The 24,615-nt window shown below is 51.0% G+C and carries 24 protein-coding genes and 1 tRNA gene; 13 read left to right on the top strand and 12 right to left on the bottom strand.

Annotation, left to right across the window (positions count from 1 at the left end):
* The first annotated feature begins 53 nt into the window (after positions 1-53).
* The 6 genes from UNDKW_RS08060 to UNDKW_RS08035 all read left to right on the top strand — a co-directional run bounded on the left by UNDKW_RS08060 (position 54) and on the right by UNDKW_RS08035 (position 4,744).
* The gene (locus UNDKW_RS08060) at positions 54-1,262 is read left to right on the top strand and encodes a phosphoadenosine phosphosulfate reductase family protein (protein ID WP_162058276.1); all 1,209 of its coding nucleotides are present in this window, start codon (positions 54-56) and stop codon (positions 1,260-1,262) included.
* 4 nt (positions 1,263-1,266) lie between these two features.
* The gene (locus tag UNDKW_RS08055) at positions 1,267-2,367 is read left to right on the top strand and encodes an RNA-directed DNA polymerase (RefSeq protein WP_162058275.1); all 1,101 of its coding nucleotides are present in this window, start codon (positions 1,267-1,269) and stop codon (positions 2,365-2,367) included.
* 235 nt (positions 2,368-2,602) lie between these two features.
* The gene (locus UNDKW_RS08050; RefSeq protein WP_162058274.1) at positions 2,603-3,016 is read left to right on the top strand and encodes a hypothetical protein; all 414 of its coding nucleotides are present in this window, start codon (positions 2,603-2,605) and stop codon (positions 3,014-3,016) included.
* Positions 3,017-3,018: 2 nt separating this feature from the next.
* On the top strand, positions 3,019-4,011 hold the full coding sequence (locus UNDKW_RS08045) for a phage Gp37/Gp68 family protein (RefSeq protein WP_162058273.1): 993 nt from the start codon (positions 3,019-3,021) through the stop codon (positions 4,009-4,011).
* The gene (locus tag UNDKW_RS08040; protein WP_162058272.1) at positions 4,008-4,472 is read left to right on the top strand and encodes a hypothetical protein; all 465 of its coding nucleotides are present in this window, start codon (positions 4,008-4,010) and stop codon (positions 4,470-4,472) included. Before UNDKW_RS08045 ends, UNDKW_RS08040 begins: the two co-directional genes overlap by 4 nt.
* Positions 4,469-4,744, top strand: coding sequence for a hypothetical protein (locus tag UNDKW_RS08035; RefSeq protein ID WP_162040566.1), 276 nt, complete (start codon positions 4,469-4,471; stop codon positions 4,742-4,744). Before UNDKW_RS08040 ends, UNDKW_RS08035 begins: the two co-directional genes overlap by 4 nt.
* Here UNDKW_RS08035 and UNDKW_RS08030 read toward each other — a convergent pair.
* Both UNDKW_RS08030 and UNDKW_RS08025 read right to left on the bottom strand, forming a co-directional pair.
* Complete coding sequence (locus UNDKW_RS08030; RefSeq protein ID WP_162058271.1) at positions 4,741-5,757, bottom strand: site-specific integrase; 1,017 nt, start codon at positions 5,755-5,757, stop codon at positions 4,741-4,743. The genes UNDKW_RS08035 and UNDKW_RS08030 overlap by 4 nt on opposite strands.
* Positions 5,758-5,933: 176 nt before the next feature.
* Positions 5,934-6,008: transfer RNA gene (locus tag UNDKW_RS08025), tRNA-Arg, on the bottom strand.
* A 175-nt stretch (positions 6,009-6,183) separates the two neighbouring features.
* Here UNDKW_RS08025 and UNDKW_RS08020 point away from each other — a divergent pair.
* Positions 6,184-8,094 carry an ATP-binding cassette domain-containing protein gene (locus tag UNDKW_RS08020; protein ID WP_162058270.1) on the top strand — a complete coding sequence of 637 codons (1,911 nt, stop codon included), beginning with the start codon at positions 6,184-6,186 and terminating at the stop codon, positions 8,092-8,094.
* Between the two features lie 194 nt (positions 8,095-8,288).
* Positions 8,289-9,044 carry an SDR family oxidoreductase gene (locus UNDKW_RS08015; protein ID WP_162058269.1) on the top strand — a complete coding sequence of 252 codons (756 nt, stop codon included), beginning with the start codon at positions 8,289-8,291 and terminating at the stop codon, positions 9,042-9,044.
* Between the two features lie 2 nt (positions 9,045-9,046).
* On the opposite strand, the gene UNDKW_RS08010 is transcribed toward UNDKW_RS08015, so the two are convergent.
* A complete protein-coding gene (locus UNDKW_RS08010) occupies positions 9,047-9,604 on the bottom strand; it encodes a thioesterase (protein WP_162058268.1) in 558 nt (185 codons plus the stop codon).
* Between the two features lie 90 nt (positions 9,605-9,694).
* Positions 9,695-10,402 carry an SDR family oxidoreductase gene (locus tag UNDKW_RS08005; RefSeq protein ID WP_162058267.1) on the bottom strand — a complete coding sequence of 236 codons (708 nt, stop codon included), beginning with the start codon at positions 10,400-10,402 and terminating at the stop codon, positions 9,695-9,697.
* Positions 10,403-10,688: 286 nt separating this feature from the next.
* Here UNDKW_RS08005 and UNDKW_RS08000 point away from each other — a divergent pair, with 286 nt between their 5' ends.
* Positions 10,689-11,369, top strand: a complete 681-nt coding sequence (locus UNDKW_RS08000) for a hypothetical protein (RefSeq protein ID WP_162058266.1) — start codon at positions 10,689-10,691, stop codon at positions 11,367-11,369.
* A 35-nt stretch (positions 11,370-11,404) separates the two neighbouring features.
* Here UNDKW_RS08000 and UNDKW_RS07995 read toward each other — a convergent pair whose 3' ends face one another.
* The 7 genes from UNDKW_RS07995 to UNDKW_RS07965 all read right to left on the bottom strand — a co-directional run bounded on the left by UNDKW_RS07995 (position 11,405) and on the right by UNDKW_RS07965 (position 18,929).
* Positions 11,405-11,941 (bottom strand): isochorismatase family protein, encoded by a 537-nt coding sequence (locus tag UNDKW_RS07995; RefSeq protein WP_162058265.1) that lies wholly within the window; start codon positions 11,939-11,941, stop codon positions 11,405-11,407.
* Between the two features lie 75 nt (positions 11,942-12,016).
* On the bottom strand, positions 12,017-13,549 hold the full coding sequence (locus UNDKW_RS07990; RefSeq protein ID WP_162058264.1) for a hypothetical protein: 1,533 nt from the start codon (positions 13,547-13,549) through the stop codon (positions 12,017-12,019).
* A 33-nt stretch (positions 13,550-13,582) separates the two neighbouring features.
* Positions 13,583-14,836 carry a RimK family alpha-L-glutamate ligase gene (locus UNDKW_RS07985; RefSeq protein ID WP_162058263.1) on the bottom strand — a complete coding sequence of 418 codons (1,254 nt, stop codon included), beginning with the start codon at positions 14,834-14,836 and terminating at the stop codon, positions 13,583-13,585.
* Positions 14,837-14,840: 4 nt separating this feature from the next.
* Positions 14,841-16,304 carry a pyridoxal-dependent decarboxylase gene (locus UNDKW_RS07980; protein ID WP_162058262.1) on the bottom strand — a complete coding sequence of 488 codons (1,464 nt, stop codon included), beginning with the start codon at positions 16,302-16,304 and terminating at the stop codon, positions 14,841-14,843.
* 210 nt (positions 16,305-16,514) lie between these two features.
* Positions 16,515-17,450: a hypothetical protein gene (locus UNDKW_RS07975; RefSeq protein WP_162058261.1), complete on the bottom strand. Its 936-nt coding sequence runs from the start codon at positions 17,448-17,450 to the stop codon at positions 16,515-16,517.
* An 11-nt stretch (positions 17,451-17,461) separates the two neighbouring features.
* On the bottom strand, positions 17,462-17,848 hold the full coding sequence (locus UNDKW_RS07970; protein WP_162058260.1) for a flagellar protein FlaG: 387 nt from the start codon (positions 17,846-17,848) through the stop codon (positions 17,462-17,464).
* Between the two features lie 214 nt (positions 17,849-18,062).
* On the bottom strand, positions 18,063-18,929 hold the full coding sequence (locus UNDKW_RS07965) for a LysR family transcriptional regulator (RefSeq protein WP_162058259.1): 867 nt from the start codon (positions 18,927-18,929) through the stop codon (positions 18,063-18,065).
* A 128-nt stretch (positions 18,930-19,057) separates the two neighbouring features.
* Here UNDKW_RS07965 and UNDKW_RS07960 point away from each other — a divergent pair, with 128 nt between their 5' ends.
* The 4 genes from UNDKW_RS07960 (at position 19,058) to UNDKW_RS07945 (ending at position 22,845) form a co-directional block, all read left to right on the top strand.
* Positions 19,058-20,050 (top strand): quinone oxidoreductase, encoded by a 993-nt coding sequence (locus tag UNDKW_RS07960; protein ID WP_162058258.1) that lies wholly within the window; start codon positions 19,058-19,060, stop codon positions 20,048-20,050.
* A gap of 1 nt (position 20,051) precedes the next feature.
* Positions 20,052-20,606, top strand: coding sequence for a lipocalin-like domain-containing protein (locus UNDKW_RS07955; protein WP_162058257.1), 555 nt, complete (start codon positions 20,052-20,054; stop codon positions 20,604-20,606).
* Positions 20,607-20,758: 152 nt separating this feature from the next.
* On the top strand, positions 20,759-21,841 hold the full coding sequence (locus UNDKW_RS07950; RefSeq protein WP_162058256.1) for a YjgN family protein: 1,083 nt from the start codon (positions 20,759-20,761) through the stop codon (positions 21,839-21,841).
* A complete protein-coding gene (locus tag UNDKW_RS07945; protein ID WP_162058255.1) occupies positions 21,838-22,845 on the top strand; it encodes a M48 family metallopeptidase in 1,008 nt (335 codons plus the stop codon). Before UNDKW_RS07950 ends, UNDKW_RS07945 begins: the two co-directional genes overlap by 4 nt.
* Before the next feature lie 169 nt (positions 22,846-23,014).
* On the opposite strand, the gene UNDKW_RS07940 is transcribed toward UNDKW_RS07945, so the two are convergent.
* Positions 23,015-24,544, bottom strand: coding sequence for a C13 family peptidase (locus UNDKW_RS07940; protein ID WP_162058254.1), 1,530 nt, complete (start codon positions 24,542-24,544; stop codon positions 23,015-23,017).
* Positions 24,545-24,615: the final 71 nt, after the last annotated feature.

The following is a 24,615-nucleotide window of genomic DNA, read 5'->3' as shown; positions in this document are numbered from 1 at the left end:
ATTACCGCAGAACGCGGGCAACCCCGACTACGCATGGATGCAGAACTTCAACAATGGCAACCAGAACAACAACCACAAGAGCAACGAGTACAGGGCTCGCGCCGTCCGCAGATAAAAATGGCACCACCGAGGGCTATGCTGGGTTTTTAATATACCCAAAACCACATCGCCGGATAATCCACGTTGTATCGGTTTCCGGCGGCAAAGATAGTGCAGCAACTTTACTGATTGCCATTGACCGCCTTGGTGTAGATAACGTCATTGCCATTTTTTGCGACACAGGGAACGAACACGAAGAAGTCTATAAATACTTGGACTATCTGGAACAAGTTACAGGTGTATACATCCTGCGCCTAAAAGCAAACTTTGATACCCAGATTGCCGAAAAGCGCACATTCATCGCCAACGATGTTCGCAACAAGCGCGTGTATGACACTGTCGCAGTATTTGATGATGATGGAAATCCTGTATGGAAGCGCGACGGTTTTGGCAACATCGTCACCAAACTGAATAAGCGCAAAGGGGTTGTAGAGCCTGTGCAGAAGCGGGTAAAAATCGGCAGTGGGCGCCGCTTGCGCTGGACAAACAAAGCCAAGCGCAGAGCACTATCAGTACTCTATCCAACAGGAAATCCATTCCTTGATCTATGCATGTGGAAAGGCCGGTTCCCAAGTCGTAAAGCCCAGTTTTGCACGGAAGAACTGAAGAGAAATATTGCTGTTGAATTTCAGCTTTCGCTGATGGAGCAAGGCTACACAGTCGTTTCATGGCAAGGCATCCGGCGCGATGAATCTGAAAACCGCAAGGATGCCAAGAAATTTGAGAGTGTTGGCGGCGGCCTGTACATCTATCGCCCCATTGTTGATAACACTGCTGATCAGGTGTTTGAGATTTGCCGCCAGCACGGGGTAAAACCAAACCCACTCTACTTACAAGATATGAGTCGAGTAGGTTGCATGCCTTGCGTAAACGCAAGCAAACATGAACTTGCACAAATTGCAGCCAGGTTCATTGCCCACATCAACAGAATCTTTACGTGGGAGCAGCTCGTTGCCTTATGCAGCAAACGTCAGGCCGCGACGTTTATGCCAGCACCATCCGGCAAGGTAGTCGTCGCCAACAAAAGACAGTACTCAAACGATAACAACATCTATCAGGTTATTCAGTGGGCAAAAACAACACGCGGCGGCAAGCAGTTTGATTTGCTTGGTCCTGCTGAAGACCTTACTGTTTGCTCATCTGCATACGGACTTTGCGAGTAAAACCATGCAAAATTTTACTTTTGAATCACTGGTACAAGCCTACTTCGACTGTCGCCAAAGCAAGCGCAACACGCCTAGCGCGCTGGCATTTGAAGCAGACCTTGAACGCAATCTGATCAAGCTGCACGGCGAACTGGCCGCAGGCACCTACGCGCCCGGCAAGTCCATCTGTTTTGTTGTCACCAAGCCCAAAGCCCGCGAGGTATGGGCGGCAGACTTCCGCGACCGCATTGTGCATCACCTGCTGTACAACCACATCGCCCCGCGTTTTTACGCCAGCTTTATTGCGGATAGCTGCGCATGCATACCAGGGCGCGGCACGCTGTATGCCGCCAAGCGATTAGAGGCCAAAATCCGCAGCGCATCGCAGAACTGGTCTAAGCCTACGTACTATCTCAAGATGGACCTTGCCAACTTCTTTGTGCAGATCGATAAATCCATCGTGCAACAGCAGCTCGCAAAGCGCATCGATGAACCTTTCTGGATTGACTTGGCCAACACCATCCTGTGGCACGACCCGCGTCAGAATTTTGAGCTGCGCGGCGCTGCGCAACTGGCGTCGCTGGTACCGGCACACAAACGCCTGACAAATCAGCCGGCGCATCTGGGTCTGCCTATCGGCAACCTGTCCAGCCAGTTCTTTGCGAATGTCTATCTGGACACGCTGGACCAGTACGCCAAGCACCAGCTACGCGCCAGGCATTACATACGCTACGTCGATGACTTCATCATTCTGCACGACTCAGCAGCCTGGCTCAATGATGCACTGGCAAAGATAGACGCCTGGCTGCCCGCCAACCTGGGCGCAAGGCTGAACCACAGCAAAACCATCCTGCAGCCAGTTACTCGAGGAGTAGATTTTGTCGGCCACGTCATCAAGCCATGGCACACGACCACCCGCCGCAGGACAGTACACGAAGCCCAGGCCCGCATGCGTGCGGCACCGGACGCAGATTTTCACACCACGGCAAATAGCTACTTTGGCCTGCTACGCCAAAGCCCCGCCAGCCACCACGACCGCGCCTTGCTGGCCCGGCTGGCGCTGCGCAGGGGATTTGCGGTGGATAAACAATTGACGAAGACTTTTAGGAGGGTCGCATGCTAGACCCCGACACTCCTGAGTCCTGGCCTCCACGCATACGCCTGAGAGCATACCAATTCTTCAGAGATGGCCGCACAAACAAAAACAGCGCAAAGAGACTAGTTGAATTAGGCCTGGCTGTTTATATGAAAGATGGGCGTTGCGTTTTAAAACTAGCTACAAATGATGGGCTTTCTCGCTGGATAAAAAGCAAGGGTATAGCCAGAAAATAACTAACGAAGACTTTTAGGAGGGCAATATGAGAAAACTACACTTGGACGTCTGCCCGTTTTGCAACGGCAAAGCCACCATGAACGCGGACAAATGCATCACTGCCAATTCATTTTGGACAATTCAATGTGATAAATGCCGCGTTTGCATTGCTGACGCCGACGAAGAAACAGCAGTCCGCAAATGGAATACACGGCAGTCACCAGCAATCGAAGCGGCGCGCCACGAAATTGCAAACGCCCGCGCATCTTGGCCACCGTTCAACAGCGCCCATGAAGGATTTTCTATTCTCAAAGAAGAAGTTGACGAACTCTGGGATGAAGTGAAAGTGAATCAGAAACGCCGGGATCTGGAAAAAATGCGCAAGGAAGCAATACAGGTTGCTGCTATGGGAATCAGGTTTGCTGAAGAAGTTTGCGACGAAATCAACGGGAGGAAGTGAGAATGAGCGAAAACACAAAAATAGAATGGTGCGACCACACCTTCAACCCCTGGGAAGGCTGCCAAAAAGTAGGCCCAGGCTGCGATCATTGCTATGCAGAGACGCGCAATGCGCGATTTGCAGGCGGCACTGCGATCAACTGGGGACCAGGCGCGCCACGTCGCCGCACCAGTAAAAGCAACTGGCAAAAACCATTGGCTTGGAATGCAGCGCATGAAGATTTTTTTGCTAAGCATGGACACCGCCAGCGCGTCTTTTGCGCCAGCCTTGCAGATGTATTCGACAACGCAGTGTCAGATGATTGGCGCGCTGATCTGTTTGAACTGATTGCCGCAACGCCGAATCTTGACTGGCTGCTGCTCACAAAGCGCATAGGCAATGTCGAGAGCATGGCACCATATAGCTGGACTTGCCCAAAGCGGGGCTGGCCAGCCAATGTCTGGTTAGGCGCAAGCATCGTCAACAGAACCGAAATGCTGCGCGATGCACCCAAGCTTAAAGCCATTCCAGCACCTATTCGATTCTGGAGCTATGAGCCAGCCCTTGGCGACCTGGGGCAAATACCGGCTAAACTGTTGCCCGAATGGATAATCGCAGGAGGCGAATCAGGCCCATACGCCAGACCAAAACATCCCACATGGGTTAGGAACTTGCGCGATCAATGCCAGGCAACCAGCACCACCTTCCATTTTAAACAATGGGGCGAATGGAAACCAATCAGCCAAATGCTGGAAGGCGAGTGCAACGCGCTGTATCAATCCCGCAGGATAGCAGAGCCCCATGAGGATCAAAGCGATCTGGATGACATCTACGGCCGTAAATGCACAGTACCAACAACCGTGCTACATATTGATGGCTCAACACATGACATCACTGAGCCCATATCATTCTTGCAGGGAACCGACGCTATGCAGATTTTTCGTGTAGGCAAAAAGGCCGCTGGTCGTTTGCTTGATGGCATTGAACACAATGGATTTCCGGAGAATAAGGCATGAGCCAAGATAAAACAGGTAACTACAAGAATCTGCTTGAAAACAGCTACCGCATTCAATGCGAGTTGGATGATGAAATGAGCCGATCTGCATTTTTAGCCGACTACATTTTTTGCTTTACGACCTACGACAGCGATATAGGCGAGATGTTTGCCCGCAAAGCATTGGAAGTTTGCGCCGCAATCAGCAACCAAACAATCATCCGCTACACAGAAAACGAAGATGATTACCGATGGTACCTACTCATGATCAACATGTCATTTTTTGCAGGGCGGCTGAACTGGGGCACATCAATTCGCGGAGCCTGGTGGAACCATGAAGGCCAGACGCTCGAAGCCTGCGGTCTTTGGGAGGGAGACGAGCAAGCCCTTTCACTGAATTTCACAAGACATGAGTGGAAGGACTTTATTGCCGCAATGGTGGAGTTCTCTACAGACACACAAAAGATATCGAGGACAGCATGAACACAAACGAACCAGATCTTATTGAACGCCTGGCCAGTGCGGTGGCAAGGCACATCAAGCCAGCCATTCCGCTGAGCATTGACATGTGGGACATCAGCACGATAGCCGAGTACATCAAGCGCGACCCGGCAACGGTTCGCGAACGGCTGGCCTGCTTGCCTGATTTCCCGCGCGCGGTGCGCCTTCCCTCTGCCAAGGGACACAAAGGCCAGCCCTTATATAAAGCCACCGAGGTCATCTCCTGGGTGGAAAAATACAAAGAGAAACACTAATCCAGCCTGTCAGCCATGTTTTCTGCAGTCTCGTTGTAATAAATTTGCAGCATGCGCAAGTCCTTATGCCCCACCATGCGCGCCAGGTCTAGCACGTTCAGTTTCTTGGCTAGGCGCGTGATGGCTTCATGGCGAGTGTCGTGAAAGGTGAGATTTTCAATCAGGCATTGGGCTGTTGCCTTGGCAAAGATAGCGCTTAGCCTTGGCGGCGTCTGCAAAAACAGAGGGACATCATCTTTTTCTTGCACCGGCAGGCAGACCAATATCTCCCGCGCTACCTTCGACAAGGGCACATCACGCTCTGAGCCATTCTTTGTACTATCCAGATGGGCGACTCGCCCCTTGATCGACTTGTTGGTCAGGCTACAAATCTCCGCCTGGCGCATTGCTGTCTCGATAGCAAATAAGAATGCAGCCCCAGCAGCCTGTTTTTTGGTCGTCACCGGCCGAAAATCAAAGCCCAGATTGACGCTGATGCGCTCAATCTCATCATCCGATATCAACCTGTCACGCGAAGGTGATTCTTTAGGCCGCCTGACGTTACGTGTGGGGCTTTGCACAATCCACTGCCATTCCTTGACCGCAGTGTGAAATACATTACTCAGCAGATTAAGGTCGCGGTTAAAGGTGGATCCGGTCACCGCCCGCCATTCAGGCGTGCCCGCCAGGCGCATGTCGCGGAATTTGCCCAGCACTTCCGGGGTGATGTTCACCAGCTCATAGTCGCCGAGGCGCTTTCCGAATACTTGATAGTCACACATCCAGGTGAGGCGCTTCACTTCCCACTGGTGGCCACGCTTGGTAGGTGACACTTCTTTCTCATAGCGGCGGCAAGCATCTTCCAACGTCTTACCATGGACCGTGCCAGTTACCAGGTTATTTCTGATATCTACCTCAACCTGCGTCGCCCAGGCAATAGCTTGCGCTTTTGTTGCAAAAGTCTTATTTTGTCGAATACCCTTAATCACAACCTGAGCCCGCCAAGCGCCCTGACGTTTGGTATAGCTAGCCATATATCACCCCAAAAATAAATGCTGGTGTAATTATGGTGTAAATCCGGTGTAAAGACAGAACTAAAATATAGTTATTTATCGGGATTTTGCAGAATAGAAGGACAGTTAAAAATTCACTTAACTCGTTGATTTAACTAGATTTTCTGCTGTTTTTGATGGTTTGCTGAATGTGCAACTGGTCCCGCCGACAGGAATCGAACCTGTATCTTACGCTTAGGAGGCATACGTTCTATCCATTGAACTACGGCGAGACACGGTGAAAAATGCCCGGATTTGCTTGTGCATTTCTCAATCAGCCCGCCATCTTACCTGAGCTTGGGCCAACAATCAATTCAGCAGATGAGTTTAGGTGCCCCCTAGCGTACAATACTGCTTTTCTCCAATTTATGTCCGCGCATCTCCATGATGCCGGTTCCACAGGGTTTTATGGCAGTTATCTCATTAAGCGATGCCCAATTGGCATTCGGTCACGTTGCTCTGCTCGATCATGCAGAGTTTTCCATAGAGGCAGGCGAACGTGTAGGCCTGATCGGGCGCAATGGTACTGGCAAGTCTTCTTTACTGAAGATCATTGCCCGCACGTCCAAGATTGATGACGGCTTGCTGGTCATGCAGCAAGGCATACAGATCGCCTATGTTGAGCAGGAACCGCAATTTGACATGGAACTCAGCGTATTCGACGCTGTGGCTTCCGGTCTGGGTGAGCTGCCTGCCCTGTTGCAGGAATATGAAGCACTGACTGGCCAGTTTGGCGGTGACAATGATGACGCCCTGATGGAGCGCATGCATGACATACAGGTAAAACTGGATGCGGCTGATGCCTGGAGTCTGGGTAACAAGGTAGAAACTACGCTGGACAAGCTGAACCTGTCAAAAGACGCGATCATGGGCACTTTGTCGGGCGGTATGAAAAAGCGCGTGGCCCTGGCCTGTGCCTTGGTCAGCGCACCGGATGTACTGCTGCTCGATGAACCAACCAATCACCTGGATTTTTCATCGATACAATGGCTAGAAGCCCTGCTGAAAGACTTTAAAGGCAGCGTGCTGTTCATTACCCATGACCGTAGTTTTCTGGATAATGTAGCGACCCGCATCATAGAACTGGATCGCGGCAAGCTGACTTCTTTCCCTGGCAATTTCACGACTTACCAGACCCGCAAGGCAGACTTGCTGGAAAATGAAGAAGTGGAAAACGCCAAGTTTGACAAATTTTTGGCGCAGGAAGAAATCTGGATACGCAAAGGCGTCAAAGCCCGCCGCGTGCGTGATGAAGGCCGCGTCAAGCGCCTGGAACAATTGCGCCTGCAACGTAGCGCCCGCCGTGAACAGCAAGGCCAGGTCAAACTGGATGTAGGCTCTGGTGAACGCTCAGGAAAGATCGTGGCAGAACTGGAAAACGTCAGCAAGCGCTTTGGCGAGAAAGTCATCATCGATGATTTCTCCAGCATTATTTTGCGTGGCGACAAGGTTGGTCTCATCGGTCAAAATGGTGCCGGTAAAACTACCTTGCTGAAACTGATTTTGGGGCAGGATGAACCGGACAGTGGCACCATCAAGCAAGGCAGCAAATTGCAGATCGCTTACTTTGATCAAATGCGTGCGCAATTGAATGAAGAAGCCAGCCTGGCGGACACAATCGCCCCAGGTAGTGACTGGGTAGAAGTGAATGGTCAACGCAAGCATGTGATGTCTTATCTGGGCGACTTTTTGTTCGCCCCTGAACGCGCACGTTCTCCGGTTAAATCATTGTCTGGTGGTGAACGCAACCGCCTGTTGCTGGCCCGCCTGTTTGCCAAGCCAGCCAACGCGCTGGTGCTGGATGAACCGACTAATGATCTGGATATCGACACGCTGGAGTTGCTGGAAGAATTGCTGGAAGAATATACTGGCACCGTTTTCCTGGTCAGCCATGACCGCACTTTCCTCGACAATGTGGTGACTCAGGTTATCGTTGCTGAAGGCGAAGGACAGTGGCGTGAATTTATTGGTGGCTATACCGACTGGGAACGCTATCGCAGCACAGTGCCGGTTACCAAAGCAGCGAAGACCGAGCAAAAACCAAGCGTGGCAGCAGTATCGACCATGAGTGCGCCGGCAGCAGCCAAGCCGAAAAAGCTCAGCTACAAAGAGCAGCGTGAACTGGAAGAATTGCCCAAACTGATCGCTTCTCTGGAAGCCGAGCAGGCTTCCATCACCGAAAAACTGGCCGATGCCAATCTGTATAAAAACGGCCCGGAGCAAGCCAATCTCTTGAATGCTCGCCACGCTGAAATTGACGAGCAATTACTCGAAGCACTGGAAAAATGGGAAGTGATAGAAGCACGTAGTAAAGGTTAATTGTCCACAGCGCACAGCATCCCTCGCAACTGCAAGGGATGCGATTCAGTAGGGTGCGTCATGCGCACCACCTCCCCTCCCAACTCCTTTCCCGCTCTAAGTCCACTCTGTCAGCGAAGATTTTTCATCCCGGTTACCATAGCTGGATGATATATTTTATGCGTTCTTGATGGATAATTTAAGAAGGAGTCGTCATGACAAAAACCGCTAAAGTAGCATTGGTCACAGGTGGTAGCCGCGGCATAGGTGCCGCTACGGCAAAGCAACTGGCCGCTGCCGGTTATGTCGTCTGCATCAACTACCTGCACAATCATGAAGCGGCACAGCAAGTCGTGCAAGAGATAGAGGCGCAAGGCGGTACGGCGATTGCCCTGCAAGCTGATGTTGCCATTGAAACAGAGGTCGTACGCCTGTTCAATGAAATAGATGCGCGGCTCGGCAAGCTCGATGCGCTGGTCAATAATGCTGGCATACTCATGCAGCAATGCCGCCTGGAAGACTTGACGGCAGAGCGCATCAACCGCCTGCTCACTACCAATGTCACCAGTTATTTTCTATGCTGCCGCGAAGCGGTGAAACGCATGTCAACCAGGCACGGAGGCAAAGGCGGCGCCATCGTCAATGTCTCTTCAGCTGCGGCACGTCTTGGTTCAGCTTTTGAATACATTGATTATGCGGCGACCAAGGGGGCCATAGATACCCTGACCAAGGGCTTGTCGGTAGAAGTGGCGGCTGAAGGCATACGTGTCAACAGCGTGCGGCCTGGGTTGATACACACCACCATGCACGCCGATGGAGGCGAGGCGAACCGGGTAGAAAGACTGAAAACCAATGTACCCATGTTGCGCGGTGGAGCACCGGAAGAAGTGGCATCTACCATCAGTTTTTTGTTGAGTGATGCGGCTTCTTATATCACTGGCAGTTTTGTTGATGTGTCTGGCGGACGGTAATTTTATTGCGATGCGTTTCGCACTGATGTCATTGCCGCCATCGCCTGCTCCCAGGCCAAGAGCTGCGCAGGTGGCTCGTCAAAACGCAAGCCCAGCAATTCAAATGGGCTTACCGTTAAGCGCCCGCGTTTGAATTTCATTTTGACCAGTAGTTCAGCATGTGGCTCAACATGTAGCGCATCACCTGCGTAGAATGCATGTGAAAAATATGCACATTTTTCATCTGCATGCATGATGCGCGTCTCGACCCGCACTCTCTGGAAAATTTGCATGGGTTTCATGAAACTGGCCAGTTGCGATACATTGACAAAAGCCGTTCCGCTACTCAGCATGGGGCGCAACAAAGCGGTTTTGATGACAAAGTCCAGTTGTGCTGATTCTGCGAACTGGAAGTATTTTTCACTCTTCAAAGTCCTGATGCCAGTATCCCATGGCGTGATCCAGAAATACGAAGTCACACGGTCACCTGCAGTAGCATTTGCAGTTGCACGGCGGCGGACTATGCAGCAAGCAAACAGGGCCAGTATGACCGTCAGGAAATTACGGATAAGTCCAGACACGAGCACGTCCTTTTACCGGATTGGGAATTTTGCATCATAACCCGGCAAAGGCTTTCATTGCACTGCTGCGCTGATTCACATCGCTGAATTTTATTGTCCGCCCTCACGCAGATAGGGGGCAGAGTCCAGCGACAGAGCCCGCTTGACCTGGCGCGTAATCTCATCGGCAAACACTTCTTCCCTGTCCTCTGCTATTGCCTCCACTACCTGCAATGCGACTTGCTGTGGAGTAGATTTTGGCATCGCTACATGTTGCGTCATATCGGTATCGATGAAGGCCGCATGTACGCCAACTACCAGCGTACCCTGAGCCCGCAATTCATTGCGCAAACCGTTGGTCAATGACCAGGCTGCGGCCTTGGATGCGCTGTAACCATTGATGCCAGCGAGATTAATCCAGCTCAGGACCGAGAGCATATTGACCAGTGCACCGCCACCATTGGCTTTCAACACAGGGGCAAAAGCCTGGCTCATTGCCAGCATGCCAAAGAAATTGGTGTCGAACTGTGTACGTATGGCAGCCACGCTATCGCTGGCAAGAAATGGTGACGGCTGGGCAATGCCTGCATTGTTGATGAGCAGGTTCACGTCACCACAAGCCTGTGCGGCTGCCAGCACCTGCTGTTGATCGGTGACATCCAGTTGTATGGGATGGAGACCGGGCAAAGTAATTTGCGCAGGGTTCCTGGCCGCCGCATAAACCTTTTTGACGCCAGCATCCTGCAAGGCCTTGGCAAATGCCAGACCTAAACCGCGGTTAGCACCTGTAACGAAGGCGACAGTATTCTTGAGTTCCATGATTAATCCTCTTGATAAATAAGTTTGATTGAATTGCGTTGCAAGCGAGGCCGTCGAGAACTTGCTTCCTCTACTTGAAGTCAATCAAGCCAATTAGATTATGATCGTCATATTTTTAAATGTCAATCGTAATTTAAATAAATTTCAAATGCTCATTGTAAAAACTGAGCGAGGAATGTTACGTAATTTACAAAAATCAGGGGCCTCCCCGCCTCTACAGCTCACCACTATGCCGGGCAGGATGCTACAGTAATGAATCTTTATCTCTATGCATTGGTTAATCAGCATGCGCCCCGCTCTCTTTATTTCACTCGCTATCACCCAGTCACTGCAAGCCCTGCTCATCGTTGGCAGCAGCTTGCCTGGGCAGGCCCAGGCGCAAAACCTGTATCGTTGTGGCAGCACTTATCAGGACAAGCCTTGCGATGGCGGGCAAGGCCAAATGATCAAGAAAAACCCCAGCCCTTCTACCTCGGACAAACTGCCCCTGGATGCCAATTGCGTGCGCCGTGGCGAAGAAGCGAAGAAAATGATCTGGTACAAGGAAGGCGGCGCATTGCAGGACAGAATGCTGTCTGAAGCCAAGACTGCCGAGCAGCGCAGAATCGTTGCCGATGTCTATGCCATGAAAGGCAATGCCAATGACGTACGCATGAAAATCGAAAGTGATTGTATGGCTGAAAAAGAAGCCGAGCGCAAATTTGGTCCACGCGCGAGTGAAGATGAGGCCAGCCGCCATCAGGCCGCTGAGCGCAAGGCTGTGACTGGTGAAAACTCAAAAGACAGCAGCAAGCCAGATCCTGCCGAAGCTGCCCGCAAGCAAAAGCAGTGCGACGAACTACGCAAGCAAATCAATGCCTTGCGTAATGCTCAAAAAGCAGGTGGAACGGCACAGGACATGGAAACACAGGCCAATAACAAGCGCGACACTGAAACCAGTCTGAAAGAACTGGGGTGCACAAAATAGTATGTGCGCCCGGTCTTGAGCGTGCTTAAGCGTGCTTAATAGTGATGACCAAACACTTCAGCCGTAGTGCGCACCATAATGCGGCTATTTGCTGGAGTCGCAATATTCGACCAAACCCAGTTGTGATGCTCGACTATTTTTTCGGCTTTCATGTGAGGTCTGTCGCCAGTCGTATGCGCATCAGACAGGGCAATCACATCAAAACCATGCGATGCGGCAGCACGGATTGTCGTATCTACACAAAACTCTGTCGTCAAACCACAAACAATCAGCGTATGCGCCCCGGTGACTTTTAAATGTGTATAGAGGCCGGTACCAGCAAATGAATCACAGGCAGTTTTATCGACGAAAACATCGCCAGGTGCAAATGGCAGTTCCGGTATGACTTCCCACCCTGCAGAACCAACCAGCGCTTCGTCATTGGCATGACGCACAAAAATCACTTGGCCACCATGCTCACGGGTATGCTCTACTGCGCGCTGTATGCGCTTGATGACGTTTACCTTGTCAAAACGCCGGGTTTGACCATGTAACCAAGCATTTTGCATATCGATAATCAGTAAGGTATTCATTGTAGCAAAGCCTAAAAGCACTATACGGCATAAAGCAATATGATACTGCGGATACGGCAGCCCGGTGCAACACCGCTAGACATGTTCAAACTGCGCTGCCAATTGTGCTGCAGTATCCAGCACCAGCAATGCATCTTCGATAACTTTCTGCGCGCCATCACCCTCTCCGTCAATTGCGCTGACTATCAGTCGTGCACTGAGACAGAGGCGGAGTGCACTAACGGGCGTTTGCTGGCGCACGCCGCACAGCACTGGTTGCCCTAACTGCATGTGTTTTTCTTTTTGCAAGCGCCTGTAGACCAGCATGGTTTGCTCACGATTAAGAAAATGCTGGCCACTGGCGTCCCTGATTAAAAAAGAGAAGATGCTCGGTAACTGGTCCCAGGACACATTTTCATGCAAAGCACCGCGCTCAGGAGTGACGATGGGCAGCAAAGCCAGATGAGCGCTATGCTTAAAATATGACTGGATGGCATGTGCAAATTGCAGGACAAAACGATGGATGGCAGTTTCCGGCAGTTGCCGGAATGCACGTAATTCAGCGAGCGCTGCCACCCAGCGCAGTAGCAAACCTGCATTGACTTGCCTGCCCAGCTTGTCTGCTCCTGCCCAGTCACGCGGCCAGTCAGCACGGCTGGAATATGCTTGCAAAGCCAGCGGCAATCTCAATGATTTCAGTTTTTTTGCTACGGGAGCAGGAATAAACAATGCACCAGAAAAGCTGGGGCCACTTAAAAATTTGGAGCCAGTAACTGCAACCAGAAAGCCTTGCTGCAAATAGGCATGCAGGCTGGCATTGGAAATGCGGAACTGGCAAGCATCTACCATGACATGAAAATTGTGGCGATACTGCTTGCTTAAACCTGTGGCGACATCAATAGCAGGTGCAATCATGCCCGTCTTGCTGACATCTGCCAGCACCAGCATAACCTGCCTGTGCTGGGCAATTGCCGTCTCTGTCAATGCTCTCACCTCTGTATCAACATCTTGCAAATTGCGCGCACTGCCATCACTATCCCGGATGCTTACCGTGCGCAATTCTGTGGGTATGCTGCCAGGAATAGTTTCGCCTGCTGTGACGGAGACATCAAGAGCAGAACGGTTGCTGAAATGCTGCCCGCTTAAAGCGGCTGGTACCGAGCTGCCTGTTTCACCTGGCTCAACCATGATCACCAGCATGGGCAAGGCAGGATGACCGGCTTGTGATGACAAGGCGAGCATTTGCGCTGCAATCAAATGCAGGTCGGTACCTGAGGCGGCGAAGACGACATCAGTCGCTGCCAGGTCGGTAGACTCCAGGTTTTCTGTTAATCCACATAATTGCCTTAACTCTTGCCTGACAATTTCCTGTTCGTTTTCTGCCAGCAGATAATAGTCCGCACGATCATTGACGGCTGCCAGTTTTTGATAGACAGCGTTAGCAGCAGCGCGTGCAGTGGCAGAGATTGTTGATGCCGTCGCAGAGCCAAAGGCCAGCGACAAGCTGTCTGGCACTATGCCGCAGCCGTATTTATTATAGCCATCATCGTCTAAAGCGATACGCGCATCGCCACCGCCTGTCAAAAGCTGATCGAACGATGGGAATGCGGTATGAGTTTTATTTGACATGGTTAGGCATGGACTTGTGCAATCCGGTATAGGCTAGCCTTGATAGGCTGGCGACATTCTGGCTGTCTTGATCAGCAAATCCCTGAATGCGGCAAATAATTTTTTCATCGGCTCCTGCTTGTAGGGGAACATATCGACCGGGTCCATCGCATGCACAATCATGTCGCTATCGACTTCAAAAATCAGCAGCTTGCCGTCCTGGGTCTCGCCACAGTCTATGCCGACATAATCAAGGTCCAGGCGTTTGAATATTTCTGCAAATGCTGTTGCATGCCGGGGCACGAAATCTTCATCAAAGCTCTGCATGAAGCGTGCTTCTTCATCCCGTTTTTCTGCACTGTCTGTCATGCCTGCGTTCAGGTAATGGATCATCCAGTGTTTTGAAATACCCATATGTGAGATAAAGGGTTTGCCATCGATCAGGATAATGCGGTACTTCCTGAACTGACCATCTGCAAGAGTGCGGTAATCGACAAAGCGGGCGATATAAAATTCTTCACTAGGTACGGCTTGCAGGTAATCGGGCACATCTTCAGCCGACAATACTTTGCGCAAACCGTGGCCCGCATGTGAGCCCAAGGGGCGGGCTATAATGGGAAAATCATCGCCACCCAAAATACTGCTGACAGCCACCTCGCCACTACCTATCTGCTCCAGCGTTTGACGGCTGATACGGGCTGACGTTGGCATGGCGACACCCGGCGCGTCCTGCAGCAAGGCGCAGGCGCGGTCGCGGCCCAGGTGGGTAATGCGTTCAGGTGCGTTTAACACTGGCGTGGGCCAGGTCTGGATAATCTCTTGCAGGTCAAGCAGCAGACTGTTTTTGTCATCTGCCTCACCCACGGCAACAAACATAACATCATGTGGTGGCAACTGTTCCACTGCAGGTATGCCTGCGCCTACATATAATAAATCAAGTGCGATGTCGGAATCTTCGACCAAAAATTCGAGCGGGGTATTGGCCATCAGGTCACCGTCTGTCATGAGTGCCAGCAGGCGCAAGGTGGGTTCGCGGGTCGTGGGGACAGAATACAGCGGCTGCAGGCGCAATGCCTCCATCTGGGTGGACAAAGCCGCATCACGATGACCGAGCAAGATTAATACCGTTGCCAGGTTCATGAGTGCATGCGCGTCATGCGGATGTTTTTCTGCATAGGCGATCAATTCTTTACCCAGGGGTTTTAAATCGCCACCGGAAAAAGCAATGCGCATCAGAGGTGCCAGGCCTATCAATTTACTTTGCGCTGGCTTGTTTTCTGCAACAAGGGATTCGTCGATGTTGGTCATATTCTCAATCACGGGAAGTATGAATTTGCTCGCCTATGGCGAGAGTTGCATTAAGCAAAGCGTCTATATCGGCAGAGGTAGTTCTGTGATTGACGATTGCCGCACGTATGGCAAGCCGCTTGTTGATGATGGTGGTGGATGGTGCCGCTATGCCTGACTCTTGCAAGGCCATCACGATACGGGCATTAAGTGCATCAAGGGCTTCATCACTGAGGCCATCAACAAGGTAGCGGAAACAGACGATATTCAAGGCGACCGGTGCCATCAATTCAAATCTTGGATACGCCAGGATACTGGCTTTAAGATACTGCCCCAGCTCGCAAGTGTGGGCAATCATCTGGCCCAGGCGCTCCGCACCATATACCTGCAAAGTGAACCAGGTTTTAAGCGCCCTGAAGCCGCGTGACAAATCAGGGCCAAAATCACAGGGCCAGGGTGAGCCGCCTGCCAGGCCTTTACTCTCGCGCCGCAAATAACTGGCTGGCGTGGCAAAGGTCGCATAATGGGCATCGCTGTCACGCACCAGAATAAAGCCGGCGTCATAAGGTACTTGCAACCACTTATGAAAATCAAAGGCAATCGAATCAGCCCGTTCTATGCCAACAAGGCGTGCAGCAATAAAGGGAGATAGCATACCCAGCGCACCAAATGCACCATCAATATGGAACCATAATTTTTCAGTGCTGGCAACATCCGCCAGGGTCTGCAAATCATCAATCGCACCAACATCCACTGAACCGGCAGTACCTACCAGCATGAATGGCGTCAATCCCGCCGCGCGGTCTGCCACAATTGCTGCCTGCAATGCCCCGACATCCATCTGGAAGTTGCCGTTCATGGGGATCATGCGCAAGGCATTTCTTCCTATCCCGGCCATATCCATGGCCTGGGCAACGCAACCATGCGCACCGGCTGAAGTATAAGCCACCAGCCGTTCAGGAAAAGCCGTGAGCCCTTGATGCCTTACCTCTGCACCCAGAGTGCGCGCCCGCGCTACCAGTACGGCAATGAAGTTAGCCATCGACGTGCCAGTAACAAACAGGCCGCTGGCAGTATCCGGAAAATGAAATAGCTCGCTGACCCAGCGCGTTATCTGACGCTCGACCTCTATCGGTATATGATCACGCCCACCCAGATTGGCGTTCAGTCCCGCTGCCAGCATTTCTGCCAATGTACCCACGGGGCTGCCCCCTCCCTGCACCCAGCCCATGAAGCCAGGATGGCTATTGCCTACCGAATACGGCAAGATATTTTTCATGAATTGTTGATGCACTTCACCGAGCTCAGCAGGCGCAATTGGCAAACCCGACTGGAACTTTGCGCGCACTTCATCCGGTATCACTTGCCACACAGGGCGCTCGCGTATGTGTTCTGCGTAATCAAGGATATCGTCCAGCATGCGATGTCCCTGCGCACGCAGGGCCTGCCAGTCATCCGGGTCCAGTGAGTTCTTTGGCGGTACGGTCATTCAGATATCCATCCGTGAATAATTGCAGCATAAAGACAAGGAGCGTCTAAGCTTATTCACATTATGGATGAGCGGATAGAAAATGAAGTGTCGAATAAAGCAAATTTTGCTGCTTTATTGATGCAAACGAATAGCTCAATAGCAATAAGTAACCTAAAGGCAACGCTTTATCTACCTCCTGCTTATTTCCAGAGCTCAGAGGGAATATTGTCAATTACCGAGGTACTCAGCAAATAACTGTTTCCTGGAGCGGGCACGTGGGCTGGACCAGTAATCCGCCACTTCCATGATGATTTCATCGCCAGAACGAATGCTCAATCGATAAGGCTTGCCCATCATTACGCTATGCACATACATGGCAAAAGCCTCAGCAAAATCGTCATAGGCATTGGTTGCGGCATACAGACTGGAAAAACCGGTTTTTTCCAGCGCCTTGTAGATGTCGGGAATTAAATCTCCCGCAACTTGCTGATCACTATAGAAGTGCAAGTTCTTGCGATGCTCAAAATCATGTCTGAGCAAAGGAATGATGTCGCCATTCATGGCGATTTGCCAGGACAGACTCAAGAAACTATATTCTTCAGTCGATTTGAATTTTTGCGAACCTATCCACCAGTCGGGTAAAAATTCGCTATTGGCAGTCATTACATGACCAAATTCATGCAAGAGCAAAAACTGCATGGCATTTTTGCGGTTATCGTTTTCCACAGTTTCAATTTGCAGATGGACTTGAAAAGCCGAGCCCGTCAAAAATGGCGTATTTTCTTTCCAGCTCGCCCAGTCATTGGCAGTGCGACCTAAAAAAGCGTCGGCATCCATGAGTGTCACCAGGCCGAGCACCTTGCCATCCGGGCCAGCAACAACGTCCGTCACCGCAGATGAACCCAGGCCCCGCCCTAAATAGACACCCAGCAGGGGTTTATCCAAAAGCTGCAGCACAGGAGGTGGCATGTCCACTATCGCTGCGCGGATATCATTTAAAAAATCGGGATTCAGTTCTGCTTGCGCAGGCAGTTGGTCAGCAGAAGTGCTTTTATTCACTTTCGCAACATAGGCCAATAATTCTTCAGGTGCTTTACCTATCCTGTCGGGGAGGGGAAGATTTGCTTGCTTTAACCAGTATTCAACATCAGAGCTGACAATCACTCTTTATCCATTCATGCATGGTCGTTCAACAAAACACCTTTTTTACCTTCCAGATCACGGGCTATAGCCAGCACTTCTTTTGAAGGAATTTGGCGCAAAACGACATTGGTTTCATTATCAACAATCTGCACCACTACTTTACCGGAGTCATTATCGAGGTTGAGATTCACGCTTTTATTCAAACCTATGGCGCGGTTGATCTGATCCACAGAGTTCTTGAGTTCTTTAGCTGAAATATCACTTTGGGGCTGGCTGTCTTTGCTGACCGCAGTTTTAGCGACGTCAGCAACTACCGGTGCAGGTGCCGCTTTAGCAACGACTGGTGCAGCCTTGACATCTTGCCGGGTATCAACACTGACACCGCCAGTGGCCCCACCTGCTATTTGATTGATGCTCATTTTGCTCTCCAGCCCTAAATTAAACCACGTGACGGATTACCGCATATTGTGTATTACGGTCGTTTTTGTCAAAAGTTTAGGTTTCTACCTAAGATAGGCTTAATTTAAATGTGAGCACATGTAAGCAACTGACTATACACTTTTAAATGAAATTTAAATAAAAACAACATTTCAAAATGACAAGATCGTATTTTGATGCAAGCACACTTTTCATTTATATCAATAAATCACTCACTTCGGCACTGGAAAACAATTCAATCAAGCCATCGGCTACTGCTCTTACCCTCGGTGAACGGCGTACATCATCATGCATGACCAGCCAAAGTTTTCTGCGCAGAGGACAAGCCTGATGCTCAATACGGTGCAGCTCGCGGTGACTCTGGCGCAAATAATGCGGTAATACGGTTACGCCAAGGCCTGCCGCCGCGCATTGAGCCAGCACCATTTGGTCATTACTGCGCAGCATGACTTTGCGCTGCGCCATATAATCTTCCAGCCATCGATGATGGGGCGTTGCAGAGTTTTTTTCATAGGCGACAAATTCCCAATCTTCTTCCTTGCGCTTTTTCAGATAAGTTTTGCAGGCGTACAATCCATAGCCCACACTGGCCAAAGGCTTGATCACCAGACCCGCCGTTTGTGGGCGCGCCATTCGTAAAGCGATGTCTGCCTCGCGCTTGCCCAGACTGACCTGGTGGCGCTCTGCCTGTAACTCCAGCTCCACGCCGGTCAAACTGGCGCAGAGTTTTTTAAGCTGGGGCGCGAGTACAAAAGTCGATAAACTGGGTGGTGCAGAAATACGCACTATGCCTTCCATTTTGCTGTTACTGAGCGCCTTTCTCTCAAAATTGAACCAGCGCTCTTCCACTTCCCGTGCATGAGTAACCAGGTCATGTCCTTCTGTGGTGAGTTGCCAGCCGCGCACCAGTCTGTCGAAAAGACGCAGTTTCAATGCTGACTCAAGCGTGTCAATCCGCCGTGCAACCGTCGTATGTTCCACCTGTAGGCGACGCGCAGCCCCGGTCAGCGTACCGCAATCGACCAGTGCCAAAAAATAGCGTAAATCATCCCAATTCATCATGGTGCAATTATGCACAGTCCAGGCGAATTTTTCAGTAATTTTCTTTCGATCCGGTTTTGATTAAGCTGCACATCAGATAAACAGACATAGGGTCTGAGCAACTGATGATTACAGCAAAGCGAGGAAATATGCGAGCCATACAATTTTTTTCACAAGGTGGGTCAGAAGTACTTGAAGTGCGCGACCTGTCAAGGCCGACGCCAAAAGAAGGGGAAGTCCTGGTACGCGTAGATTACGCCGGCATCAATTACGCCGATGTGTATCAACGCAATGGACAAAACCCGGCTACCCTGCCCTGCATACCGGGAGCAGAAGGTGCGGGCACGGTGGTCGAAGGCAATGCGGAACTAACACCCGGCACCAGAGTGGCCTGGCTGTCGCAACCAGGCTCTTATGGCGAATACCTGGCTATTCCAGCATGGAAGTTGGTCGCGTTGCCTGCAGAGGTCAGCACGCAAGAAGCCGCGGCAGCCATGCTGCAAGCCGTCACCGTACAATATCTGACCGAGACCAGTTATCGCGTGCAATCTGGCGATACCGTACTGGTACATGCTGGCGCTGGCGGGGTTGGTTTATTGCTGACCCAGGTACTGAAACATAAGGGCGCCATCGTTATCAGCACAGTATCTAGTAAAGAGAAAGCAGAGCTGGCCAAAGCAGCCGGAGCAGATCACGTGATTTTGTATACGGAAACTGACTTTGTTGCGGCAACCAGGGAATTGACTCAGCAAAAAGGTGTGCATGTGGTCTATGACTCGGTCGGCCTGACTACCTATCTGGGCAGCATGGCCGTCTTGCGCCCTTTGGGCAGCCTGGTCTTGTTTGGCCAGTCCAGCGGTAATGTGCCGCCGATAGACCCCATGCACTTGTGCCGCCAGGGCTCACTGCTCTTCACCCGCCCCACCCTCGCCCATCACATTGCTGACGCCGAAGGCCTCAAGCACCGTAGCCAACGGGTTCTTGGCTGGTTGCGCGAAGGCGTATTGCGCTTGCGCATACATCAGGTTTATCCACTGGAGCAGGCTGCCATAGCCCATACAGATCTGGAATCACGCCAGACCACAGGCAAATTAATGCTGGCAGTCAGTCAGACAGCAAAAAATGAATGGCAAGGAAAATGACATGAAAACCGCAGTTAAAACCTCATTGAAAACTCCCATGAACAACATCATCGCTGTGATTTGCCTGCTGGCCCTGTGTCTGCCAGCCAGCGCTTTCACCGAACAGGAAGTCGATAAGAATGAACAGGCACAAAAATACCTGGCAGGTACCTGGACATTGTTGGCTGCACCAGAAATTCGCACCGATGGCAGCCGTGGCGAAACCTTTGGGCCAAATCCGCAAGGCTTGCTCATCATTGATGGCACTGGCCGCTATTCACTGCAAATCTACAAATCCGAACGCCCCAAGTTTGCCGCAGGCGACAAACGCAAAGGTACGGAAGCAGAATACCGGGCTGCCGCCCTCGATACCAGCTCACACTATGGCCGCTGCTTCATTGATACCGAGAGAAACGTGCTGGTCTTCAGAATAGAACATGCATCCTTCTCTAACTGGGATGGCAGTGAGCAGGCAAGACAATTTGAGTTAAAGGCTGATGTGCTTAGTTATCGCGTACCCGCCGGCGCTAGCGGCAATGGCACAACTGCTATCTCCACCTGGAAAAAGCTGCATTAGCCAATGCTGCTTTAACCATTTATTTTCCACAACAGTTTGCGGTAAAGCATCTGTGACGAGAGATCGCAAGCGCTAATGCACTTGACTTAATATCAACTCCATGCGATTGTCCAAGCTCCAAAAAAATTAAAGTGCATGGGAAAAACACAAGCATGGATAACTTTCAAAACAATGACTTTTCAGTAAGTCAGCAATCATCGAGTGGCACTTTGCAACTTGAATTCAAGGGAAGTGGCAGCGAATATTTCCGCATATGGATCGTTAATCTATTTCTCAGTATTATCACCCTGGGTATTTATTCTGCCTGGGCCAAGGTGCGCCGCAACCGTTACCTGTATTCCAGCACGCAACTGGGTGGCAGCAGCTTTGAATATCATGGCAATGCCATTGCCATTCTAAAGGGGCGCATCGTCGCTATCGTCTTTATATTTGGTTACCACCTGGCGTTCAAATTCTCAGTGGGCCTGGGATTTGCCATGATGCTGATGATGGTTACCGTCATGCCTTGGCTGGTCTGGAAGAGCCTGCAATTCAAGCTGTATAACTCCAGCTACCGTGGCATACGTTTTGGCTTCCGTGGCACCGCCGGGCAGGCATACAGCACTTTCTTGTTGTGGCCAATGCTGGCAGGTTTAACTTTGTATTTGCTGGCACCCGTCTTTCATCAACGCCTGAAAAGATTCCAGCACAACGAAAGCCGTTTCGGCAGTACACATTTTTCTTTCAATGCGGGCGCTGGCCAGTTTTACTGGGCTTACCTGGTCGGCATAGGGATAATGCTGGCTGGCATTATTGTTATTAGTGTAGTTTTTGGCGGTACGGTAATGGCATTGTTTGCTGGCAGCCGTGGTGCCACATTTGATGTTGCTGCGGCAGCCTCACTTGGCCTGTTCATCTTCGTACTCTATATGTGGATGTTTGCGATCTACCCCATCTTCCTGACCTTGCTGCAAAACCTGATCTGGAACCATACCAAACTCGGTGATCACCAGTTCAAGAACAATCTGCAATGGGGTCGCATGACTTTCATTGCCGTTACCAATATACTTGGTATTGTTTGTACCCTGGGTCTGTTTATCCCGTTTGCACAAATTCGTTCCCTGCGCTATCGAGTTGAAAGCCTGCAACTGGAAGTCAATGGCAGCCTGGATGACTTCATCGCTGAAACACAAGAACAAGTCAATGCGACTGGCGAAGGCATGGCTGATTTACTGGATTTTGATTTATCTCTATGAACAAAGTTGCCGCCATCTATTTTGATGGCAAAACCTCGCGCCTGCACCAGGTTGAGTTTTCGGTGCAGGGCGATATCGCCCAGGTATGGGAAGCCAGCAATACACTGCACGCATCCGTTATACGCAGTTGCCCGCTGTCAGAATTGCGGGTATCTGAGCGCACCCGGCATGCCCCGCGCAAGGTCACCTTCAGCGATGGTGCCTACCTGGAAATCAATGATCATGCCAGCTTCAATGCCATACTTGACAGTACTGGCTACCAGGATTCTGCCGTGGTTCAATTGCAGCAGAGCTGGACAGGCACGCTGGCAGCTCTCGCCGCTGTCATCATCACCCTGACCCTGGGTTACCTCTATGGCTTGCCTGCGGTAGCCAAGGTGGCGGCGTTTTCTACCCCGGTATCGGTAGAGCGCAAGCTGGGTGAAGGGGTGCTGGAATTTTTGGACAAGCATATATTCCAGCCTTCAAAACTACCCGCAGCCAAACAGGCAGAATTGCGTGAACGCTTCCAGCGCTTGCGCCCACCACGTGAAGGCAGCCCTAAATATCAACTGGTGTTTCGTAAAAGTGCCATAGGCCCAAATGCCTTTGCCCTGCCATCTGGCGACATCATCGTCACCGATGAAATCATTGCTCTGATGAAGGACGATGATGCGGTCATGGGCGTGCTGGCCCACGAGCTTGGACATTTGCACGAGCGGCACATGACACGCCGTATCATACAAAGTTCTGCAGTAGGTGCCGTCGCTACTTTGCTGTTTGGTGATGTGTCAGCAGTGATTGCCAATATACCGACCCTGATGCTGGATATGAAATATTCGCGTGATGCTGAAACTGAAGCGGATGACTACGCCATGCAAATGATGGATGCGAATGGCATAGCCCGTGAACACCTGGCAGCGGCGTTTGAAAAGCTCGAAGCCCTGGCACCTGGCGTATCACCTTACATTTCCAGCCACCCCTCCGGCAGCGAACGCGTGATGCGCATACGAGGCAACAATTGAGGACAGCAATTGAAATAAGCAATCAAGGTGAGCAATTGAAACAAGCTCAAGACCACGACTGACTACAATCCTGCTTTTGAGATTTTCAAAACGCGTAAACTCAAACTAAGCTTAAATCAGCACCATAGCCATGGTGCTGATCACAAAACAGTATCAGCGTCAGCCTGCGTTATTTTTGCGCCTCCAAGCGTTGCTCCAGTAACTTCAGACGCCCGCGTATTTCTTCACCAACTGCAATTTGCGGATTGGAATAACCGTCGCTCTTGCCTGCCTCTTCTTCACGCTGCTTGATGATGGGTCTTGCTGCTGCATGTGCAGCTTCAAAAGACAGTGTCTTGTTACGCAACTGCTCGTCATACATGGCACGGCCAAAGAAGGTCAGATCAGATTTACTGCCGCAACCGTAGGAAGTATGATCGGCGTCTGATGCTGTCATGACCAGGGATTTCGCATCCGACAAAGGTGCCACCCAGTTACCGGCAAAGCAAGCTGAAATTGAAATCACGCGGTATTTGATACCCGCCTCATCCAGCCATTTTTTCAAGTCTTCTGGCGTAACCGACTTCACGCTGAGCGGCCACATCCCGGCTGATAACTCTCCATCACTGGCACCATGTGAAGACATGTGCAAGAACAGGATGTCTTCATTGACATCCATGCGTTTTGCCAACTGCTGTATGGCGCGCTGCAGATTCAGGGGTGTAGCCCAGGGCAGGCTATGGATGGTTCCCGGATTATTCACCAGTTGCAGACTGCGCCCCTCTGCATCAAAACGTTTCGCCATCACTTGCGTGACCATGCTGGTCTCATTCAGGAAGACATTCTCTTCACCATAAGGTGCAAAACTGAGGCTGTACAAGTCTATGATGCCTGGTCTGTGTGCTTGCAGTGCCTCGAGTTTTTGGTTCAGCAAAAGCGCTTGCTCCTCGAATATTTCCTGGGTAATTTCGGGGGACTTGATCTCTGTATCTTCCTCATTTTTTTCTGTCTTTTCCTGGACCGGATACCAGAATTGTGTTGCATTGGTGCTGATACCCAAAGCACCAGCCGCTGCCATGGCGATGATGACAGACAGCATGGCAAGTACGCGCCTGTCACTGGCGCGCCAGAAGAACAAGCACTGAATAAACAAAACTACGACCGGTGGCACAAGATAGACCAGCCATTGCATGCGCATGGATAATTTTGACAGATCATACCAACCCACATGTATGAGTAAGGCGCCGATAGTGCAGATGACAACATTCAATACCAGCATTTGAGCAAGTGCCAGCACAAAAAAATGCGCCGCATCCGGTGCCCTGCTGTCAGAAGTTGCATCGTTTCCCTGCGTTTGTATACGCACTGGCCGCAAGCAGTAACATCCCCAGGCAAGAGCAGCGAATTCCAACCAGCCTGAAGCCAGAACTTGCCAATAAAACCGGGCAGCGCCAACGAACATGAGGCGCTGCAGGCCTATGTGGCAGCCCAGGTAAAAGAACATCAATAGCGCGATCAGCCAGGGTGATGCTGGCAGTCCCTGCCACCTCGGTTTTAAGCAAATACTCACGCGCATGGCCTCTGCCAACAAACGACGCAGGGAGGTAGCATGATTGTCGCCAGGGTCCTGCGTGTCTGTTGTAGCTGGTGCCAGGGGCAACACTTCCCCCTCTGGTTCAGAGCTGTGTGCCGCACTATTTGCTGTTAAAAATTCCGTCATTCAATTACCTGTTAAAAAATACTCGAAGATGATATTCACAGCCTTGTAGTAAAACCTGTAGCGACGAATAA

The sequence above is a fragment of the Undibacterium sp. KW1 genome, from assembly GCF_009937955.1.
GTDB lineage: Bacteria > Pseudomonadota > Gammaproteobacteria > Burkholderiales > Burkholderiaceae_D > Undibacterium.
Note: the sequence above shows the minus strand (reverse complement) of the source record. Positions and strands in the feature narration are given on the sequence as shown.

Coding starts and splice junctions, on each gene's coding strand:
- UNDKW_RS08020 (WP_162058270.1), top strand. CDS start 6,184: ATGGCAGTTATCTCATTAAGCGATGCCCAATTGGCATTCGGTCACGTT.
- UNDKW_RS07960 (WP_162058258.1), top strand. CDS start 19,058: ATGCGAGCCATACAATTTTTTTCACAAGGTGGGTCAGAAGTACTTGAA.
- UNDKW_RS07965 (WP_162058259.1), bottom strand. CDS start 18,929: ATGATGAATTGGGATGATTTACGCTATTTTTTGGCACTGGTCGATTGC.
- UNDKW_RS07940 (WP_162058254.1), bottom strand. CDS start 24,544: ATGACGGAATTTTTAACAGCAAATAGTGCGGCACACAGCTCTGAACCA.
- UNDKW_RS08040 (WP_162058272.1), top strand. CDS start 4,008: ATGAGCCAAGATAAAACAGGTAACTACAAGAATCTGCTTGAAAACAGC.
- UNDKW_RS08000 (WP_162058266.1), top strand. CDS start 10,689: ATGCGCCCCGCTCTCTTTATTTCACTCGCTATCACCCAGTCACTGCAA.
- UNDKW_RS08045 (WP_162058273.1), top strand. CDS start 3,019: ATGAGCGAAAACACAAAAATAGAATGGTGCGACCACACCTTCAACCCC.
- UNDKW_RS08035 (WP_162040566.1), top strand. CDS start 4,469: ATGAACACAAACGAACCAGATCTTATTGAACGCCTGGCCAGTGCGGTG.
- UNDKW_RS07990 (WP_162058264.1), bottom strand. CDS start 13,549: ATGTCAAATAAAACTCATACCGCATTCCCATCGTTCGATCAGCTTTTG.
- UNDKW_RS07985 (WP_162058263.1), bottom strand. CDS start 14,836: ATGACCAACATCGACGAATCCCTTGTTGCAGAAAACAAGCCAGCGCAA.
- UNDKW_RS08055 (WP_162058275.1), top strand. CDS start 1,267: ATGCAAAATTTTACTTTTGAATCACTGGTACAAGCCTACTTCGACTGT.
- UNDKW_RS07945 (WP_162058255.1), top strand. CDS start 21,838: ATGAACAAAGTTGCCGCCATCTATTTTGATGGCAAAACCTCGCGCCTG.
- UNDKW_RS08005 (WP_162058267.1), bottom strand. CDS start 10,402: ATGGAACTCAAGAATACTGTCGCCTTCGTTACAGGTGCTAACCGCGGT.
- UNDKW_RS07950 (WP_162058256.1), top strand. CDS start 20,759: ATGGATAACTTTCAAAACAATGACTTTTCAGTAAGTCAGCAATCATCG.
- UNDKW_RS08030 (WP_162058271.1), bottom strand. CDS start 5,757: ATGGCTAGCTATACCAAACGTCAGGGCGCTTGGCGGGCTCAGGTTGTG.
- UNDKW_RS08015 (WP_162058269.1), top strand. CDS start 8,289: ATGACAAAAACCGCTAAAGTAGCATTGGTCACAGGTGGTAGCCGCGGC.
- UNDKW_RS08060 (WP_162058276.1), top strand. CDS start 54: ATGGCAACCAGAACAACAACCACAAGAGCAACGAGTACAGGGCTCGCG.
- UNDKW_RS08050 (WP_162058274.1), top strand. CDS start 2,603: ATGAGAAAACTACACTTGGACGTCTGCCCGTTTTGCAACGGCAAAGCC.
- UNDKW_RS07995 (WP_162058265.1), bottom strand. CDS start 11,941: ATGAATACCTTACTGATTATCGATATGCAAAATGCTTGGTTACATGGT.
- UNDKW_RS07980 (WP_162058262.1), bottom strand. CDS start 16,304: ATGACCGTACCGCCAAAGAACTCACTGGACCCGGATGACTGGCAGGCC.
- UNDKW_RS07970 (WP_162058260.1), bottom strand. CDS start 17,848: ATGAGCATCAATCAAATAGCAGGTGGGGCCACTGGCGGTGTCAGTGTT.
- UNDKW_RS07955 (WP_162058257.1), top strand. CDS start 20,052: ATGAAAACCGCAGTTAAAACCTCATTGAAAACTCCCATGAACAACATC.